The organism is Virgibacillus sp. LDC1, from assembly GCF_025792345.1.
GTDB lineage: Bacteria > Bacillota > Bacilli > Paenibacillales > Paenibacillaceae > Paenibacillus_AQ > Paenibacillus_AQ lautus.
Window position 1 is genome coordinate 1,434,224 of record NZ_JAOXLZ010000001.1, and the last position, 19,970, is coordinate 1,454,193.

Consider the following 19,970-nt stretch of genomic DNA (forward strand, 5'->3'; position numbering starts at 1 on the left):
AATTTGTAAAGTTAATGTCATTAATATTGACGTATATCAACAAAATTGTGCATGATATAAATCCTATCTATTCAAAATGACTTAAAAAAATCAGATGAAATCGTTTTTTTAATGGATATTGGGATCTGCAGCCCGATTGTATAATTAACATATCTTATATTGTCAAATATAAGAACATTATATGTAACATATATAGAGAGGGGTATACGAACATGAAAACGTCTAAGAAGCTTAGATCGATGCTGCTCACTGGAACAGCTGCACTGCTGCTCATGTCAACGGTGGCCTGCGGTTCCGGAGAGAAAGATGCTGCCGAACCGGAAAAGGTTACTTTGAACATCATGCATCCATGGACTTCACCGAACGTGGATAACGAGGTGTACAAGGAGCGGATCGCCGAATTTGAAAAACAGCATCCCGACATTATCATCAAGCAGGACGGGGTAGCGGCAACCGAGTATAAAACGAAACTGCGAACGCTGGCTGCCGCCAATAACCTGTCGGATATCAATGTCGTATGGCCCGGTGCCGATCTGGCTCCTCTGGTAGCCGGGGATCTGCTGATGCCGCTGGATGGCCTGATGGACAACTGGAAGGATATTTTGCCGGAGGACGCATTAGCCGGGTTTAACCAGAACAACAGTCAATTTGCCGTGCCAACCAAACAAACCTTCGTAGATATTATTTATTACAACAAAGAGATGTTCGCAAAGGTGGGTTACGACCAATTTCCGGCTACTTACGAAGAGTTCATCGATGCGGTGAAAAAGCTGAAGGAAGCCGGCATTACGCCGATATCCTTGGGCAATAAAGAGAAATGGCCGCTGCAATCGTCCTTCTTATCGATTATCGGGGACCGTTACGTAGGCAGTGATTTCTTGCAGAAAATCCTGAACAAGGAAGCCAAATTTACCGATCCCGAATATGTGAAAGCGATTGCCGTCATTGACGAACTCGCCAAGCTGGAGGCTTTCAATACGGATGCGAACAACATGGATTCCGTGCAGGGTCAGGATTACTTCATTCAAGGCAAAGCAGCGATGCATATCTCTTCTTCTACCGTTGACGGAAGAATCCGCATCAACAACGAGGAAGGGGACAAATTCGGCATTGCGCTCCTTCCGAGCGTCCCTGGCGGATCCGGTGATCCGGTGAAAAGCGCGGGCGTCGTTCAGTACGGGATCTCCATTAAAAAAGGATTGAGCGATGAAAAGAAAGCGGCGGCCGAGGAATTTATCAAGTTTTTTGTTAATGAGGACTTATACAAAGATCTGATCAGTAAAGGCGTTGTCGTACCGGCCAACGTGGAAATCCCTGAAGATGCGAGCCCGTATCTCAAGGAAATGCTGGAGCTGACAAACAAGGGAACGGCGCCGGTGTTCGACAGTGTCATTCCGACGCAAGTTACCGACGTCATGCAGAACGGATTGCAGGCTCTAACCATCGGCAGAGGTACGCCGGAGGAGCTCGCCCAAGAGGTGCAGGAAGCTTTCGACAGCATGAAATAAGCGATAAATTTCCCTAGGTCAACTTTATGATGGCACAAAGAAAAACCCGGCAGCGGGTTTTTCTTATTAAAGGCAGAAAGAAAGGAGTTACGCCAATGCATACGCTTAAGCATACGAAATGGGCTATTTTCTTGGGCTTGGCGCCAGCACTCATTATCTATATATGTATTGCCATATTTCCCATCGGCTTATCGGTTTATTATTCATTAATGAACTGGGACGGAATCACGCCCATGCGTTTTATCGGGCTGGACAATTTCGTAGATATTTTCAAGGACGATATCTTTTGGTTGTCCGTTAAGAACAACGTCATTATCATGTTTACCGGGATAGCGGGTCAGATCCCGCTTGGCCTGCTGCTGGCCCTGCTGCTGAATCGAGGGCTCAAGGGCTCCAGTTTCTTCCGGACTATCGGATTCCTGCCGGTCGTCATTTCATCGGTTATGGTATCCCTGATCTGGGGCATGGTCTACAACACGGAATACGGGATGCTGAATAACCTGCTCGGCGTTTTGGGGCTTGAGAGCTGGCAGCAGAATTGGCTGGGCGATCCGTTCTGGTCCATGATTTCTATCAGCATCGCTTATATATGGCAAAACTGCGGACTGTATATGATTATTCTTTTGGCAGCTTTGCAGAACATCCCCGATGAAGTCAATGAGGCGGCTGCCCTGGATGGGGCGACCGGACTAAGCCGGATCATGCGGATTACCATTCCGATGATCCGGGGAACATTGCTCGTCTCCGTTGTCTACAGCATCAGCAATTCGTTCCGCGTGTTCGATCTGATCCAGATCATGACGGGCGGAGGACCTGCCCATGCGACGGAGGTTATGACCGTCTATATGTATAACAACTCGTTTATGAATATGAGATTCGGCTACGGCAGCGCGGTATCCGTATTGATTCTGCTGTTTAGCCTCATCGTCATCACGATCGTAAATCGATTGGCAAGAGAAAAAGAATAGAAGGGAGAGGGAGGAGATGTACAGACAAACGAAATGGTTCCATTTATCGGCATACACTTTTTTGGGGATATTCGCTATTATTAATATAATCCCTTTCTTTTGGATGATCGTAGATTCGTTCAAAACCGAGCAGGAGTATGCGGCGAACCCGTTCTCCATACCGACTGAACTGCAATTCTCCAATTACGCAAAGGCGTGGGAAGTGGCGAATATGGATACCTACTTCCTTAACAGCATTATTGTAACGGTCGTGTCATTGATCGTGACGGTCCTGCTCGGATCGCTTGCGGCGTACTTTTTAGCCCGGTTCAATTTTAAGCTGCGCGGTGCGACTTACGCGATATTTCTGCTGGGCATGGTCGTTCCGATCCATGCGACCTTGATTCCGATCTTCTTGATCATGCGGAATCTGCATTTGCTGGATACCCACTTATCGTTGATTCTACCTTACACGGCCTTCCATCTGTCGTTGACGATCTTTATTCTGGAAGGCTTTATGAGAGGGTTCCCGAAGGATTTGGAAGAGTCGGGCGTCATGGACGGTGCGGGTGTGTTCAAGATTTTCTGGTCGATCATTTTGCCGATTACGCGTCCAGCGATTTCAACCGTCGTGATTTTGAACTTTATCTATAATTGGAACGAGTACTTGTTCGCACTCGTCTTGATCAGTTCGTCGTCGCTGAAAACATTGCCGCTGGGGCTCGCCAACTTTGTCGGCATTGAAACGGCCAGCCTGACGCTGCAAATGGCTGCACTGACGATCGCGCTTATACCGATCATTATATTTTACCTGCTCCTGCAAAAACAGCTCGTTAACGGCATGACGGCAGGCGCAGTCAAAGGCTAATCCGGTTACTGTTCAACATCATGAAGACATCGAAAGAGGGAATGGACATGCGTAGCGGCTTTGGCTGGATCGGGAATTATGGTCTGAAACAGAAGGCTCTGGTCATTTTCCTCTTTTTTGTCATTCTGCCTACGCTTGGGGTCGGCGTCCTGGCCCAAGACAAGCTGAACGAAGTACTGCGCAGCCAATTTATCCAATCAAGCCAGCGTAGCCTGGAGATCGTAACGAACCAGCTGGAAGAGCAAACGACCATGATTGAGGATATTGCCGATTATTTGATCCTCAGCAATGACATGCGCCAATATTTGCGGCTGAACCCACCGCCCGAGAGCGGAAGAGCAGAGCAGTTGAAGCAAAATCTCGAAGGATTTCTGACGTTTCAGTTGATGTCCAAAAACTATATCAAATCGATATCCATCACCGGCTTTAACGGCAATTCCATAGAGATGGGCGAGCCGATTCACGGCAACGAAGAGTCATGGAACCGCCTTGCGGACGAGCATAAAGGCGGGATCGTATGGAGCAACGGCTATCCTTCAACCAGCGGCTGGTATGGAGAAGTAAATCTCGTCTCATTGTTCCGTGTGCTGAATTCCTATGACGAGATCACGCTGCCGCTTGCCCGGCTTGTGATCCGCATGGATGAAGCGAGTATACTTAAACAGCTGCAGCGGGGGTTGACACGGGACGAGGGCATGGTGTTTATTGTAGATTCGGAAGGTCAAATCGTACTCCCCTCCAAAGAATTGCTATCCTTGAATATCGGCGACGGGAAAGCGATTACGGATATCGTGACCGCAGGGACGATGGGCACTTCCACTTACCGCCACGACGGGGAAGCGTATTTGACCTTTCATCAACGGATGGAAAACACCGACTGGAATATCGTTTCCATGGTGCCCAAGGCTGCGCTTGATCAGGATATACGCGGCGTAAGAATTCTGATGCAAGTCATTCTTGTCGGCATTCTCCTATTGGGTTTATCGGCCTTGATCGGCTTCCACTATACGATCATCAGGCCGATTCTGCGCTTGAAGATTGAGACCAATCGCGTAAAACTCGGCGATTTCTCCGCGAGGGTACCTATTCGTTCCAAGGACGAGATTTCCGAACTGAATCGCAGGTTTAACGATATGGTATCCACGATTCAGGAACTGATCGAGCATAAATACAAGCTGGAACTGCGGGAGCGCGAATCCGAGCTGCGTTTGCTGCAGGAGCAGATGGACCCGCATTTTCTCTATAATACGCTGGATATGATCCGCTGGACGGCCAGGCTGGAGAAGGCCAGCGAGTCCAGCCAGCTCATCGAAATTTTGTCCCGATTCCTGCGTTCCAGTCTGAACAATGGCCATTACGAGACCAGTCTCGCTAAAGAAATGGAGTTCGTGCGCTCCTACTTGTATTTGCAGCAGAGGCGGCTGGGTCAAAAACTGAAATACGCGCTGTATATGGAATATGATCTGGCGAATTCGCTTACGTTGAAGGCTACCATTCAGCCTTTGGTTGAGAATTTTCTTAAACATGGCATAGATCGGCGCGAGCCGGCAGCGAGAATATCGGTCATCGCGTATAAGCGGGAGGATGAGATTTGGATCGACGTGCAGGATAACGGCCGCGGAATGGACGATCTTACTTTAGAGGAAGTTCGGGAATCCCTTCGAAACGGGGTTCAAGCCGGTCACAAACGAGGTGCGCTCAGCAACATTCATGAACGTCTATATCTATATTTCGGAGAACGCTACGGACTGGAAGTGCTTGAGGCTTCACCTCAAGGAACCTTGATTCGCCTCAAGCTCCCATATTCTGAAACCTACGGTGGTGAATCGTACGATGCAACACGTGAAGACAGTAAAAATGCTGATCGTTGACGATGAACCCGTGATCTGTCAAGGCCTACACTATACCATTGACTGGGCGGATTATGGAGTCGAAGTCGTCGCGGAGGCTTATGACGGCCATGAAGCTTTGCAGGTGGTGAAAGAGCACGGGATTGATCTGGTTCTTACGGACATCCGGATGGAGGGAATGGACGGGCTTCAGCTTGCTAAAGAGCTGAAGCGCTGCCACCCTGAGGTTCGGGTCATCATGATCAGCGGTTATGAGGAATTCGAATATGCGCGCCAAGCCATCAAGCTTGATGTAACCGATTACTTGCTGAAGCCCGTCGATATTGACGAATTGGTGGCGGCAGTGACCGGAATCGTGGAAGACATTCGCAGCAAGGATACCCGTGTCAACAGTCCAACGAAGGATGCGGAGCTTTGGCTTTCCGAGATGGCCGCGCATTATGAAACTTCATTAGCCAAGTCGATACCTCCATATCTGTTAAACAGTGCCGAGTATAAACTCATAGCCACGCAGCTGGAGAAGTTCTCGATCCTTGCGGCTTCCCAGACGGAACAGGATTTTACGATGCTGCAGCGTTTGTGGCTCCAGACGGTTCGCGAAAGCCTGGAAAAGAGCGGTATCCGTCAAGTATCCGTGTTTGTGCATAAAAATTTGCTGATGACCCTGCTGATGACGGATCAACCGCGCTCGAAGCGGCAGTGGGATGAAATTCTGCAAACGATGCTGGATGATTGGCCAGAAGAGCATCGCTTGTATGGCGCGGTATCGGATACCTATGTTTCCCTGGACCAAACGGCAGCCATATGTGCGGAGGTGCGCGCGTTACTGCCATATTATGCCTTGGAGAAGCGCTCCTTGCTGGATCGCGAATATAAGACTGAGGTGGATAACGGCCGGGCCATGCACGATTTCGACAGTGCCGAGATGGTCTCGAAACTGTCCGTGGCATTATTCAAGCAGGATGCCGATATGCTGGAAGAGCTTATCGACGGCATGTTCCGATTATTCCTGGATCAGCGCTACCTGTTGACGGATATGGTCAAAGTGTGTGATGAACTATCCATCATGCTGCGGCAGCGACTTCGTCAAAGCGGCCTGACCCAGCTGGAGCATGGTCTGGAGCGAACGATCGACCTGGAGGTGTTCAATCATCCCGATGCGATCCGGCAGGCGATATCCACGGAAGTGTTTGACCTGCTGCAGTTGATCGACAAGGTTGGCATCGACAGATCGTTCTGGATCATTGAGAAGGCCAAGAAGTATATGGCGGATCATTATCTGAGCGACCTGAAAGCGTCGGAAGTGGCGGCGTATTTGAAAATTACGCCGAGCTACTTCAGCAATATTTTCAAACAAAGCACGGGAAAAAGCTTCAGCGAATACATGAACGAATTGCGCATCAACGAGGCCAGAAAGCTGCTGCTGACGACGCAGGACAAGGTGTTTGAGATTGCGGACCGCGTCGGCTATAAAGAATACAAGTATTTTGTATCCGTCTTCAAACTGTACACGGGCATGACGCCCAAGAAATATCGGGTCTTGAATATCAAAGAATGATCAGAAGTATGACGACCAGGATGGAAGGAGTATGGGAATATGGAGAAATATCGGAATGCTGCGCTACCGGTAGACGAGCGTGTAGAGGATTTGTTATCCAGAATGACGCTGAGGGAGAAGGTCGGACAGCTGAATCAGCACTTGTACGGCTGGATGGCTTATCGTCGAAGCGAAGGAACTGAACCGGAGTTTGAACTGACCGACTTATTCAAGGTTCATGTCGAGTGGGGGGCCGGCATGGGGGCGCTGTATGGACTGTTCCGGGCGGATCCCTGGTCCGGGGTGACCTATGAGAACGGGATTCCTACGCAGGACAATGCGAAGGTAGCGAATGCGATCCAACGCTATGTGATCGAACACAGCCGGCTGGGCATTCCCGTCCTGCTCTCGGAGGAATGTCCCCATGGCCATCAAGCGCTTGACGGAACGCTTCTGCCCGTCAATACGGCCATCGGTTCCACCTGGAATCCCGAATTAATTGAACAAGCCTACTCCCAGGTAGCCTCCGAGATCCGCAGCCGAGGCGCGCATTTAGGGTTAGTCTCGGTATTGGACATCCTGCAGGATCCGCGGTGGGGACGCTCCGAGGAGTGTTACGGAGAAGACCCTTACCTGGCTGCACGAATGACGGAAGCGGTTGTGTTTGGCATGCAGGGAAGAAACCCGGAAGAATGGGAAAAACCGGACAGAGCGGCTGCCGTCCTCAAGCATCTCTGCGCTCAGGGAGCGGGGCAGGGCGGTCGCAATGCAGGACCTGTTCCCGTTGGCGAGCGGGAGCTTCGCGAAATTCATTTGCCTGCCGCGGAGGCGGGGATCAAGGCAGGAGCGGCTGGTGTCATGGCGGCCTATAATGAGCTCGACGGCATTCCGTGTCATGCCAATGTTAAGCTGTTAACCGGCATTCTGAGAGATGAATGGGGATTTGAAGGAATCGTCATGGCGGATGGAACGGCCATCGACCGGTTGGTGTCCATTACGGGAGACTATGAATCCGCGGCGGGTCTAGCCCTGTCATCCGGGGTTGATCTTAGTTTGTGGGACAAGTCCTTCACAACGCTTGAACAAGCGGTGAAACAAGGGAAGGCCGATATGGTGAGCATTGACCGCGCGGTGGCTCGAGTACTTCGGCTTAAATTCCGATTGGGACTGTTCGAGCACCCATACGTTGACGAACGCTTGGCAGCTATAACCGTCAACAATGCAGCCGCTAAAGACTTGAATGCAACCGTCGCGAGAGAAGCGGTTGTACTGCTTAAGAACGATAAAGACGTACTGCCGCTGAATGGCGGCAGCATCAAACGACTGGCGGTTATCGGCCCTAACGCGGACAGGCTCTACAACCAGCTTGGAGACTACACCAGCGTTCAGCGCGAGGGCAGCGGAGTCACGGCGCTTCAAGGCATTCGGATGGCTGCCCCCGAAGGTACGGACATCGTTTTCGCTCCCGGATGCAGCGTCCGAGGCATGTCCACGCAGGGCTTGCCAGAAGCGATCGAAGCCGCCCGTTCCGCGGACGCGGTCGTGCTCGTACTCGGAGGCAGCAGCGCCCGTCAATTCGGAGATACGTTTGATAGTAATGGTGCAGCCATCGTAGCTGAAGGAGATCCGACGGAAATGGATTGCGGTGAAGGCGTCGATCTAGCCGATCTCCGATTAGGCGGCATACAAGAGCAATTGGTTCGGGAAATTCACGCGCTCGGAAAACCAGTGATTACGGTACTCATTCAGGGACGTCCGCTGGCTATCGACGAGGTGGCTGAACTCAGCGATGCTTTGCTGTGCGCCTGGTATCCCGGCAGCGAAGGCGGCCATGCCATCGGAGAAATTCTGTTCGGCCAGGTGAACCCGAGCGGCAAGCTGCCCGTCTCGATCCCGCGCTCCGTAGGTCAATTGCCGGTTTATTATAATCAGAAAAATGCAGGGCGCCCTCGCCCTTATGTCGATATGCCGTCCAAGCCGTTATATCCGTTCGGATTCGGCTTGAGTTACAGCACGTTCGATTACGGTTCTCCGACCATCTCGCAGAGAGAAATGACGCTTGAGGAGCTTCGATCCGGAAGTCGTGTCGAGGTGTGCGTGGAAGTGAAGAACGCCGGAAAGATGAAGGGGGACGAAGTGGTACAGCTCTACATACAAGCCGATCAATCCGGGATCACCCGCCGCCTGCGAGAATTGAAGGGATTCAAAAAGGTAGCGCTGGAGCCCGGTGATGTAACCACCGTCACGTTTGAGCTCGGCTTCGAGGAGTTGGCTATTTGGAATCGAAACATGGAATTCGAAGTGGTCCCTTGCAGAGTCAACATCGTTGCGGGAGCTCATTCGGATTGGGAAACCGGCGTTGTTGAATTAAGGTTAAAGTCCTAAAACATAGCTGAAAACAGAAGGATATTCTTATAACATTAGCACGGAGCATCGATCATTTGAAGGCAGCATTTATGGCTGTCTCTTTTTGTCGTACAATGAGCGCTTTCGTTGACATGAGGAAGGAATTGGGATATGATTTTAGAAATTGAGGAAAATATCATCGTTTTATTATTTTCCGGACAAGGAAGTGTACCTATTGAGAGACCGAATTGTTGAGGCGGCAAGCATTGAAATCAGGAGAAGAGGATTACGATTTACGATGGGTGATCTTGCCAAACGGCTGGGTATGAGCACGAAGACGCTGTACGGATACTTCTCTTCGAAGGATGTGCTTATTGCAACGATTCTTCATGATGCCATTGTCGAACTTCAAGAAAAAGAAAAGGAGATCATGGGTAATCCTGACCTGACGACACTCGATAAACTTAAGCGATGCCTCATCCTCATCCCGACTGATTTTCAGTTTATCGGATTGAACCTCATAACCGAGCTCCAGCGTTATTATCCTGATCAATGGAAGACGCTGGATCAATTTCTAAACAAACAATGGGACAGCATCACGGAACTATTTCATGAAGGAATCAATCAAGGATGGTTACGCCCCTTTAATACCAAAATATTTATTGATTTGTATGTAGGAGGTCTTTATCGATTAATTGAGGACTCGTCTGAGAATAAGAGCAGCATTACGCTTCATGAGGGTCTGCGTGATATGGGAGAGATCCTTTTATCCGGTATTATCAAGAAGGAAGGTTGAACAAGAGGAGAGGATATGAATTGAGTAAAACATTAAAAGGTTTGTTTTTATTTACGGATATCGGATTTATTTTGTATTGGGTCGTCACCGCACTTGCGTTAATTCCCAAGGAATATTTATATCAGGATTATACCAATGAGCTGTTAGTGGTTTGGAATTGGTCGTTCTTCCCGCTGGATATACTCATTTCCATCACCGGAATGTACAGTCTTTACTTACATAAACACATGAATGTAAAGTGGAGAAGTTTTGCCTTAATATCGCTTATCCTGACATTTTGTTCCGGACTGCAGGCGATCGTTTTTTGGATCATGAAGTCCGATTTCGACATCATGTGGTGGGCGCCTAACCTGTACCTCATGTTATATCCTTTGTTCTTCATCCCAAAACTGCTTGAGACCAAGGAGCCGCGTTAATTCGCGGTTTTTTTGTTTTTCGTATGACTGTTTCGGATGAACATTCGATACAAATCTCTTCCGACATATTCTGCGCTCCAACGTAAAAAAAAGGGCTAAAGGACCAGGCGATTCATCTAACTTTAAGTATTTTATACACGGGAAATTCTTGAGGTAAATGATAAACTCAATAGTGGATCCCCCACTTTCTGTAGAGAAGCAGAAACTTGAGTTGAATGAAGCGATGTTTCTGTAACAAGAGAGGAGGAATGTATCCTATAGCCATGACAGTAAAATGCCCGCTTGAACCATGTTTTTAGTACGCTTTCGGCGGCAGTCCAATTTGATTCCTACTATTAATGGAGGTGTATTGATGGTTGACGTTCAAGGGTTGAACCATATGAAAAGGCATTTAAAAATTCTCGCGTCCGCAATACTTGCAGCGCTCGTGTTTTGTTTGTCCGGATTGCCGGCATTCGCGGCAACACCTGAGAAAACGGTGAACGCTTCAGCAACGCTCGCCTACAATCTGAAGGGACTTAATCACAACGTGGCGGTTCAAAAAGCTTACATTGCGGATAAGTATCTGTATGTAACACAGCGCTCTAAGGGAACTTGCTATCTTTCAAGATTGCTCATTAACGGGAAAGACGCTACCTATGTAGATGAAATGACCGTCACGAATACCGGTCACTGCCAAACGCTGGATATGTATACCTACAACGGCGTCAATTACTTTTATTTCAGTTCAAAGGCAGATCCTTCGACGGACTATTACTGGTCGCTGCAGGTAGCAAGACTACAATATTCGGCCGGCAAAACTGTGGATTATACGGATTTGCATCGGTTTACCTATATGAATTACGCCAATAAAACGGGGGCAAGGCTAGGCGAGACCTACCGTGTGGATGGCGGCGGCAACAGTACGCATACGGTGTTCCGCGTACAAACAAAAGAGGGGACGGTAACTTGGTCCATTTATGACACAGTCGCACTCAATAAGCTTCTTGACAGCAATGAACAGGTGCGGATGGACAGCGCAGCAGCGGTGAACGCAGCGGTTGGCAGCTTTACGCAGTCGGGCACTGGGATCGTAAGGCCGAACGGATCCTTCCAGGGGGCCGATATGCTGGGTCAGACGAAAATATATACATCAGGCGGAGCGGAAGGTGACATCCCGCAGATTGCCATGATGACAAACGCAGGGACATTCAAAACCCTCGTGAAAATCACGAATGTGGGAAACCATGAAATCGAGGGAGTGCAGACAAAGAACAGCAACGTTTATTTTACGATTGTGACGGACCCGGTAAACAAAAAAGATACGCAAAAAGTGTATTACGTTCCGGATAGCATATTTAATTAACTTCCACGCGGGTCAGCCTCTGAGAGCTGTAGCAACAGAAAAGTTAGCATCGTTCGGCATTCAACAATGAAAGGGAGAGTCGTCCATGAAAAAAAGCTTGATCTCGTTTATCGCTTGCTTGTTGTTTGTTCCCGTGTTTACAACGGGGGTGATGGCGGCTGGAAAAGGACAAGGCAAAGAAGTAAGCACGACCGTAATGTCTTACAATATCCATCACGGTGTTGGATTGGATGAGCAGCTAAGCCTGCAAAGAATCGCCGATGTCATCCGTGATTCCGGCGCAGAAATTGTCGGCCTTCAAGAAGTGGACCGGTACTACGGGGAGCGAAGCGACTTTCAAGACCAAGCGAAGGAACTGGCGGGTTTGCTCGGATATCACTATGCTTATGGTGCCAATCTTGATTTGGAGCCGGAGGAGGGTCAGACGAACAACCGTCAGTACGGAACTGCCATTGTTAGCAAGTACCCGATCCTTCGATCCGAGAATGTTTTGTTAAGCAGCTTCGGGAAGGAGCAGCGCGGTGTACTGCACGCTGTCGTCAATCTGAAGGGGATTCACGTCGATGTGTACAATACGCATCTTGGACTGGATGTCACCAGCAGAACGGCACAGGCGCAGGAAATCATTGACCTGGCGGCTTCTGTCTCTGAGGGACCGGTGCTGCTGATGGGCGATTTTAACGCGGAACCTGACAGTTCAGAGTTTCAGCTGCTGCTCGACAGCGGTTTATTCGTGAACAGCTTTCAGGGAATAGACGATGCCTATACGTTTCCTGTAATTAATCCGTCGGCAACGATCGATTACATTCTGACCTCACCAACTGTTCAGCATTCGAATCAGCGCGTGATCCATACGGAAGCTTCGGATCATCTGCCCATCGCAGCCGATGTGTCATTTCAGCGTTAGGACCTTGAGGTGGGCTTAAAATTAGGTTCAAGCTAGACGTAAGCATGACATAAGAATCATGAGAAGGCTACCGCCAGGCATTTGCCTTGAGGTAGCCTTTTTCGTATGGGAGATGAATCGATAGTCTTCCCTTTACAGTTTTTTTACCGTTCTGTCTATATCCACAAAATAGGTTATGCTACGATACAAGCACAAGGAGGGTGTGTGCATGATCACGTGGAGATTACCGCTGGTTGCATTGATGTGCTTGAGCATAACCGTAACAGGGTGCATGCAGGGTGGCAAAGGGCAGGGCTCTGATCGTATATTTTCGTACTCAACGGCATCGGATATGGCTGGTGCCGCAGAAAAGACAAAGCTGAGATTCTGGTCAACGGGGCGTCATGACGCGAACTATATCAAAGAGGTTATTCATCGTTATAACCAAGAGAACGCCGATCATATTGAGGTTGAGATGACGGTAATGGCAGATGATTTTTCCCAATCGCTTGATTTGTCATTTGCCAGTGAGCTATCACCTGATATTTTCACCCCGATCGATCTTGCTGAAATGACCCGAAAAGGCTATGTGGAGCCATTAAACGAATATTTAACGCCCGAGATCAGAAACAGGTTCGGAAAGCAAGCCTTCATCGAAGGATATAACGTGTTTGATCCATTCATATACAGTCTTCCTAACAGCGGATCAACCTTGCGGCTTATTTATAATGTGGATCTGTTTAAGCGGGCCGGCATAACCTCACCTCCGAAATCGCTTGACGAGTTGGTGGAAGCCGCGAGCCGGATCACCGAAATTGGAAAGGCGGATGGCGTCTACGGTTTTGCGCTACCCTATAAGATTCCTGCCAGCGCTCTCGGCCGCTCAGCCGTTCCGATTGCGGAAATAAGCGGAATCAGCGGCGATGGTTATGACTTTTCGACAGGCAACTATGATTTTACAGGCTTTATACCGATTATTAGCGCATTCCGGACCATGATGGAGAACGGCAGTACGCTGCCGGGATCGGAATCCCTGGACATCGATCCGCTACGGGCACAGTTTGCCGACGGGAAGATCGGGATGTATTTGTCTTATTCATCGGAACCCAGCATTTATAAGTTTCAGTTTCCGGCCAAGATCCAATGGGGAGCTGCTCTTCCCCCATCAATTGACGGAACCTATAAAGGAGTGATCAACCAGGGAGTTGGAGCGACGAGGTGGTTATCCATTAGCAGTCAGTCGAAGCACAAGGAAGAAGCTTGGAAGTTTCTCCGTTATATGTACAGCGATGAAGTGCTGATCGGGTATCAGGAGGCCGGACTGGGCATTTTATCGGTGGATGCGATAGCCGCGAAAGCCAGGAAACCCGACATCGAAGGCATCTCCAGCTTTTTCCCAGGTGATTATGACGGGATATGGCCTGCATCGCCTCAAGGATTCAAACCAAAGGGAAGGGAGTGGGAGGACGAATTTGTAAAGTACATCATGATCGGCGGAGATCTGGAGCGATTGGTTGAGGATCTGAACGAGCGTTACAATGCAGCATTAGATCAGGAACGGGCCGCCGGCAGAGTGAATATACAAGCTATTCCGTCATTTGATCCGCTGCATCCTCAGGACGTCTCATGGCAAAGTGATTGATCATTAAAAACGGACAACTGCTGCCACAGCCGAAACTTAGAGACGGAGGATGTTGATCTATGCTCTACCGACTATCGTTCAGACGCCGAATCTGGATCGCGTTTATGCTCATTGTCATTTTTGCGGTTACAACCGCAGGCGCGTTAAGCTACATGATCGCGGAGGAAGTTGTGAAGGACAACGCGTACCAGCTTAGTCAGGAAACGATTCTTAAAACATCGAAGGTGATGGATGAGAAGCTGAATCATGTCACGCAAGCGGTTTACTCGATGATGGTCAATACGGCTTACCGAAGAGCGTTAGGGATGGACAGCAGCTACTCCGAGGTCGAGAATTACTATACCCATCTGTCCGGACTGCAATCGACTTTTGTACAGACCAAGCTGTATGAACCCATTATCGATTCCATTCTGATCGCCACGCCCGAGGGTGACTATTATCAAACAAGTCAGCAGCGTAACTTCTCCCATTCGTTTTATGACTCGGAGCTGTATACGCATATCAAAAGCGAGAAGCGCAAATTATGGGTGGCCGGTCATGAGGACCGTTTCTTTTCCAGCAGGGAGAACGTCATTTCCTTTGTGATGGAGGGCATTCCCTCTCATTACATCGAAGATATTTTCGTTGTAGCGAATGTCAAAATCGACTCGATTCGATCATTAATTGCCTCGGAGGATAAAAATCGCAAACAATTCCATCTCCTGGCCTCATCCGATGGAAGCGATGTGTTGTTAAACGATTCCATCATCGCGGATACGCTGAAACTTGAGCCTAAATACAGGGAGGCCTTAACAGCTGAGCAGGGAAGCTTTGAGTATTCGGACCAAGGTTATGAGTACCTGGTTAACTTTACCAAGGTGGGTGGAGTGAAGGAGTGGACGCTGTTCAGCTTTCTGCCCAAATCAGAATTGATGAAGCAGATGGACAGCATTAAGTTAACCATTCTCGGGGTGATCACGGGATGCTTGCTCGTGTCGTTTGCTTTTGCGAATATGCTGACCCGATTGCTCATAAGACCGTTAAGCCACCTGCAATCGCTAATGAAACGGGTGGAGATGAACGATCTTAACGTTCGTTATGAAAGCGAATTCAATGATGAGATTACGCAGGTCGGTTATCGCTTTAACCGGATGCTGGAAGAGCTTAATGAAATGTTTGACGTTGTGAAGCAGGCTGAGAAGGATAAACGACAGTCCGAGATGAAAGCCCTGCAAGCTCAAATTGATCCTCATTTTCTATATAACACGCTGAACACGGTTTACTGGAAGTGCCAGTTGAATCAATTGGAGGATGTGCAGGAAATGGTGCTGTCCTTATCACAGCTGTTTCAGCTCGGCCTCAATCGCGGCAATGAGATGACGACGCTTGAACATGAGCTGCTCCACGTAGAGCAGTATTTAAACATTCAGCAGAAATGCTATGAAACGCTGTTTACCTACACCATCGAGGTTGATCCTATAGTGGATATGCAGCACCCGATCTTAAAAATCATGCTGCAGCCGCTGGTTGAAAATTCAATCCTGCACGGCTTTAACGATCGTAATGAAGGTGGGTTCATTCGAATTCAGGTGAAACAGGATAGCACCTATCTGTATTTCAACGTGGAAGATAACGGCATGGGGCTGAACGAAAAGAATCCAGCCGATCCACTACTTCGACAACCGGCATCCTCGGCTACATCGGGTTATGCGTTAAATAATGTCCGATTGCGATTACAGCTTCAGTATGGAAGCATGGCTGATTTGTACATGGAAAGCGAACCTAATGTATGTACCCGAGTTTCAATTATCATCCCTCGTTACCCACGACTTGAAGGGAGTTGACCCAAGCAGATGAGCACAATAACGACAACGATTTGCTTTATTGATGACATACAGAGTGTCGTCGATGGCGTATCCAAGCAAATCAACTGGGAACGTCATGGGATAACCGTAAGCGGAACGGCAATCAATGGAGAAGATGGACTCAAGTTGATCACCTCGTGCAGACCAGATATCATCGTGACCGATATTCGAATGCCGAAGCTCGATGGTCTGGAATTGACCCGACGCGTCAAAGAAATGCTGCCCCGCAGCAAAGTCATATTGATGACAGGTTTCAGCGATTTCGAATATGCCAAGCAAGCGGTTCAGCTTGGGGCGTTTAACTTCATAACGAAGCCCTTTTCACTGGCTCATATTGAGGAGATTGTTGTAAAGGCCAAAAAAGAAATTGAAGCGATACGAGACCAAGAGGATCATATCGCTGAATTGGAGCAGCGCGTTCAGGAGAGTATGCCTTTCCTGCGTCAGGAATTGTTCACGTTACTGTTACATCATAAGGTGAACGAACAGGAGGCGGAGCAACGGTGGGACTATGTAAAGCCGGATTTGGAGTCTAGGGACCTGCTCGTCATGATTCTTGAAATCGACGGATTTACTGACAAGCATCGAGAGTCACCGATGAATGAAATAGAGCTCGCCCGGTTTGCATTAAAGAATATTACGGAGGAGACCATCGCTTTGTATACAAAGGGGATGGTATTCCGGGATTCGGCTAACCGCCTAGTAGCGGTGCTGAATACACCGTTATCAGCTTCAGCGGCAGCTATAGCGGAGGCGTGCTGTCAGCATGTCAGATTATATACTTCATTAACGATATCCATAGGAATTGGCAGACCCGTAACGTATATCCATGAGCTGCACTCATCGTATGATCAAGCTTTGCATGCCCTGTCATACCATTTCTATACCGGAGGCAACGCGGTGATCTCATATGAGGATATAGCTAATACGGAAATCTCCTTGCCGCGAAGCATACGGACCGCAGAGCAGGAAATGGTATATGCCTTGCAATCCGGAAACGTCAACCAAGCCTCACTCACGCTCGATCATATCCTGAATGAGTTTACGGACAGGTCGCCGCTTCCCAAGCCGGAATACTTCATCAGCCTGTACTATGAGCTTGCCTACATGATGCTAAGGGCGATTCAAGATAAGGTACCGATGAATGAACTGTCCGATTTGAACATGATCGTTCGGGAAGGGCGGGTCAGCTCGGAGAGGTCCTTAACCGACATGAAGAAGATTCTGCATAGCATCGTGACGCTGGGCTGCGAACGCATCGAGAATCAGAATCGCTCCGCCGCTGCACAGATCATCCAGGAAGCCATTCATTATGTGAAATCCAATCTGGATCAGGACCTCAGCCTAAGTGTTTGCGCGAAGGTAGTTCACTTGAGCCCAAGTTATTTTGCCGGTTTGTTCAAGAAAGTGACGGGAATGGCATTCAGTCAATTTGTCACTCAAGAACGGATGGAGGTGGCCAAGAAGCTGCTCTTGGAGGATCGGCAAATCCAGGAGATTGCGGAGTCGCTTGGTTATGAGGAACGGCGCTATTTTACCGACGTGTTCAAAAAATATACGCAGATGACACCATCGGAATTCAAGCAGGCGCACATAAGAAACAACATTTCATTGTAATAGGAGGGGTATCGTGACTACCCGCATAGAGAATGCCATCGACTGGCCGATGTTTATGTCCAGACACGATATGTTGTGGACGACGCGTCCGATCAGCTGGGATGAAGGGGCTTTTCTTGGAAACGGCATGCTCGGAGCGATGATCTATAGTGAAGAACATCGGGATAAACGGAACGTGCTGCGCTTTGTGCTTGGACGTTCCGATATCACCGCATCACGTCCGGGTGAACAGGCTTTCCCGGTACGCGTACCGATTGGCGAGCTTGCATTGGAGCTGGAGGGATGGATTTATCAGCCCTACGAAATGCGGTTGGAATTATGGAACGCGGAGCTCCGGGCGATTATACCGACAACTAAGGGAGAAGTCAGAATTCGCGCGTTTGTTCACGCATTAGCTCCCGTACTTGTCTTGGAGCTGGATGCAGATGAAGGCGAACGCGATGCGAAGCTGAAGTGGTACGCCTATTCGGAGGTTGATCCTATTTTGAAGAACGCGGACGGGATCAATCTCAACCAATATATTCCTGAAACCACCGTTCAGCATCTGGAATCCGGTGAGGTATCGATCGGCGTTCAGGAATATGGAAGCGGGGAAGGCTGCACGACGGCCTGGCTAACTCGCCGTCCTGACCAGACGGAACAGGCGCCGGGAAGCTGGCATCGGCAAATCTGTATCTTAACGGTGATGAATGGCATGGACGATACCGTTCGTGATCAGGCGGTGCGGGAGCTTCGGGCAGTGCCGAACTCAGCTTCAGGATGGGAAGCCTGGATACATGCCCATCGCAGGTGGTGGCATCATTACTATCCGGAAAGCTTTATTTCCATACCGGATACGCAGCTGGAAAGCTTTTACTGGATACAGATGTATAAGCTGGCGTCTGCGACCCGGGCGGACTCCTTCCCTATCGATAATCAGGGGCCGTGGCTCACATCTACGCCCTGGCCTGGATTATGGTTCAATATGAACGTTCAGATGAGCTACTCTCCGATCTATACGGCGAATCGCCTCCATCTGGGCATGTCGCTGATTCGTTCCTTGCAGGGGCAGCAGAACCAGCTGATCCGTAATGTTCCCGAAGCTTACCGTGCGGACTCCGCAGGACTCGGTCGAAGCTCAAGCTATGATCTGGACAGTCCGGTCACGGATGAGGTGGGGAATTTAACTTGGGTGATGCATAACTGCTGGCGTCATTACCGTTATGCCATGGATGATCAAATGCTGCGAAGCTTGGTATATCCTCTTCTGCGGCGCAGTATAGGTTTATATTTGCACCTTCTTGAGGAAGGACAGGACGGCCACCTTCATTTACCTCCCACAGTCTCACCGGAATACGGGTCTTTCAAGCAGGTGATGACAGCTGATTCTCATTATGATTTAGCGCTGCTGCGCTGGGGATGTGAAACCTTAATCCGCATGGCGGATCAGCTTGGTGTTCATGATCCGCTGCACGGACGCTGGCGTGAAGTCCTAGAGCGATTGGTACCTTTTCCGGTGGATTCATCCGGATATATGATCGGCGAGGGACAGCGTATGGAATTCGGACACCGCCATTTCAGCCATTTGCTGGCGGCCTTTCCGCTGCATATCGTCGGCGATACCGAAGAGGAGAAGGCGCTGATTCTTCGCTCGCTCCGGCATTGGATCGGTCATGAAGGAGATTTGCGCGGATTTAGCTTCACCGGAGCCGCCTCCATCGCAGCCAAGTTAGGTTTAGGAGATGAAGCCCTCGCGTATTTGCGGAGTTTAATGCATCTCATTAAGCCGAACACGATGTACAAAGAAGCGGGACCGGTTATCGAAACGCCGCTGGCCGGGGCGGAATCGATCCATGACATGCTTCTTCAGAGCAGACGGGAGCGGATCTATGTTTTTCCTGCAGTCCCTAAAGAGTGGCCGGAGTCGGTATTCCATCATCTGCGGACAGAAGGAGGCTTCCTTGTTAGCGCTGTTCGGGAGGAGGGGCGCACCGCTTGGATACATATTTGCAGTCTTGCCGGAGAGCCCTGCCGGATCGTAACGGATATGGTCACATCTCCGGACGACGGCCTGGTTATTGACATCGGGGGAATATCCAAGGAGTGTGTTATCCAGGCAGATGGGGTGATCGATCTAGCTTTGAAGCCTGGTGAGGAAGCCTATATTTACAGGGCCAATTGGAGCGGATCCACTCGATTCCACATCTCGCCTGTTCCTGCTGAGAAGGGCAAATGCAATCTGTTTGGCAGTCGCAAACCGTGGAGATTGTATGGGATTCCGCATTAAACCGTAATCAGTCATACCCCTGCAACCGTATTCGTCTTAAGAGCAGCCTTATCCCTATGAAGGCTGCTCTTGTTATCACAGGAGGCAATAAGGAGGAGAAAA

14 protein-coding genes are annotated in these 19,970 nt (G+C 49.3%); all 14 read left to right on the plus strand.

Annotated elements, in window-relative coordinates; translation table 11 throughout:
- Positions 1-212: 212 nt before the first annotated feature.
- Entirely contained in the window at positions 213-1,508 is a 1,296-nt protein-coding gene (locus OHJ21_RS06575; protein WP_486019594.1) for an extracellular solute-binding protein, read from the plus strand.
- 95 nt (positions 1,509-1,603) lie between these two features.
- Positions 1,604-2,476 (plus strand): carbohydrate ABC transporter permease, encoded by an 873-nt coding sequence (locus OHJ21_RS06580; RefSeq protein WP_326115122.1) that lies wholly within the window; start codon positions 1,604-1,606, stop codon positions 2,474-2,476.
- A 16-nt stretch (positions 2,477-2,492) separates the two neighbouring features.
- Complete coding sequence (locus OHJ21_RS06585; RefSeq protein ID WP_100536906.1) at positions 2,493-3,323, plus strand: carbohydrate ABC transporter permease; 831 nt, start codon at positions 2,493-2,495, stop codon at positions 3,321-3,323.
- Positions 3,324-3,343: 20 nt separating this feature from the next.
- Positions 3,344-5,194, plus strand: coding sequence for a sensor histidine kinase (locus OHJ21_RS06590; RefSeq protein ID WP_326115120.1), 1,851 nt, complete (start codon positions 3,344-3,346; stop codon positions 5,192-5,194).
- The gene (locus OHJ21_RS06595; protein WP_486019595.1) at positions 5,157-6,731 is read left to right on the plus strand and encodes a response regulator; all 1,575 of its coding nucleotides are present in this window, start codon (positions 5,157-5,159) and stop codon (positions 6,729-6,731) included. Before OHJ21_RS06590 ends, OHJ21_RS06595 begins: the two co-directional genes overlap by 38 nt.
- A 39-nt stretch (positions 6,732-6,770) precedes the next feature.
- Positions 6,771-9,095, plus strand: coding sequence for a glycoside hydrolase family 3 N-terminal domain-containing protein (locus OHJ21_RS06600; RefSeq protein WP_486019596.1), 2,325 nt, complete (start codon positions 6,771-6,773; stop codon positions 9,093-9,095).
- 196 nt (positions 9,096-9,291) lie between these two features.
- Positions 9,292-9,852 (plus strand): TetR/AcrR family transcriptional regulator, encoded by a 561-nt coding sequence (locus OHJ21_RS06605; RefSeq protein WP_486019597.1) that lies wholly within the window; start codon positions 9,292-9,294, stop codon positions 9,850-9,852.
- A gap of 20 nt (positions 9,853-9,872) precedes the next feature.
- Positions 9,873-10,268 carry a YvaD family protein gene (locus tag OHJ21_RS06610; protein WP_100536911.1) on the plus strand — a complete coding sequence of 132 codons (396 nt, stop codon included), beginning with the start codon at positions 9,873-9,875 and terminating at the stop codon, positions 10,266-10,268.
- A gap of 352 nt (positions 10,269-10,620) precedes the next feature.
- On the plus strand, positions 10,621-11,613 hold the full coding sequence (locus OHJ21_RS06615; RefSeq protein ID WP_100536912.1) for a helveticin J family class III bacteriocin: 993 nt from the start codon (positions 10,621-10,623) through the stop codon (positions 11,611-11,613).
- A gap of 85 nt (positions 11,614-11,698) precedes the next feature.
- Positions 11,699-12,520, plus strand: a complete 822-nt coding sequence (locus OHJ21_RS06620; protein WP_486019598.1) for an endonuclease/exonuclease/phosphatase family protein — start codon at positions 11,699-11,701, stop codon at positions 12,518-12,520.
- A 208-nt stretch (positions 12,521-12,728) separates the two neighbouring features.
- Positions 12,729-14,141: an ABC transporter substrate-binding protein gene (locus OHJ21_RS06625; RefSeq protein ID WP_486019599.1), complete on the plus strand. Its 1,413-nt coding sequence runs from the start codon at positions 12,729-12,731 to the stop codon at positions 14,139-14,141.
- 59 nt (positions 14,142-14,200) lie between these two features.
- Positions 14,201-15,964 (plus strand): cache domain-containing sensor histidine kinase, encoded by a 1,764-nt coding sequence (locus OHJ21_RS06630; RefSeq protein WP_486019600.1) that lies wholly within the window; start codon positions 14,201-14,203, stop codon positions 15,962-15,964.
- Between the two features lie 9 nt (positions 15,965-15,973).
- Positions 15,974-17,602, plus strand: a complete 1,629-nt coding sequence (locus OHJ21_RS06635) for a response regulator (protein WP_486019601.1) — start codon at positions 15,974-15,976, stop codon at positions 17,600-17,602.
- 13 nt (positions 17,603-17,615) lie between these two features.
- On the plus strand, positions 17,616-19,868 hold the full coding sequence (locus OHJ21_RS06640; RefSeq protein WP_486019602.1) for a glycosyl hydrolase family 95 catalytic domain-containing protein: 2,253 nt from the start codon (positions 17,616-17,618) through the stop codon (positions 19,866-19,868).
- Positions 19,869-19,970: the final 102 nt, after the last annotated feature.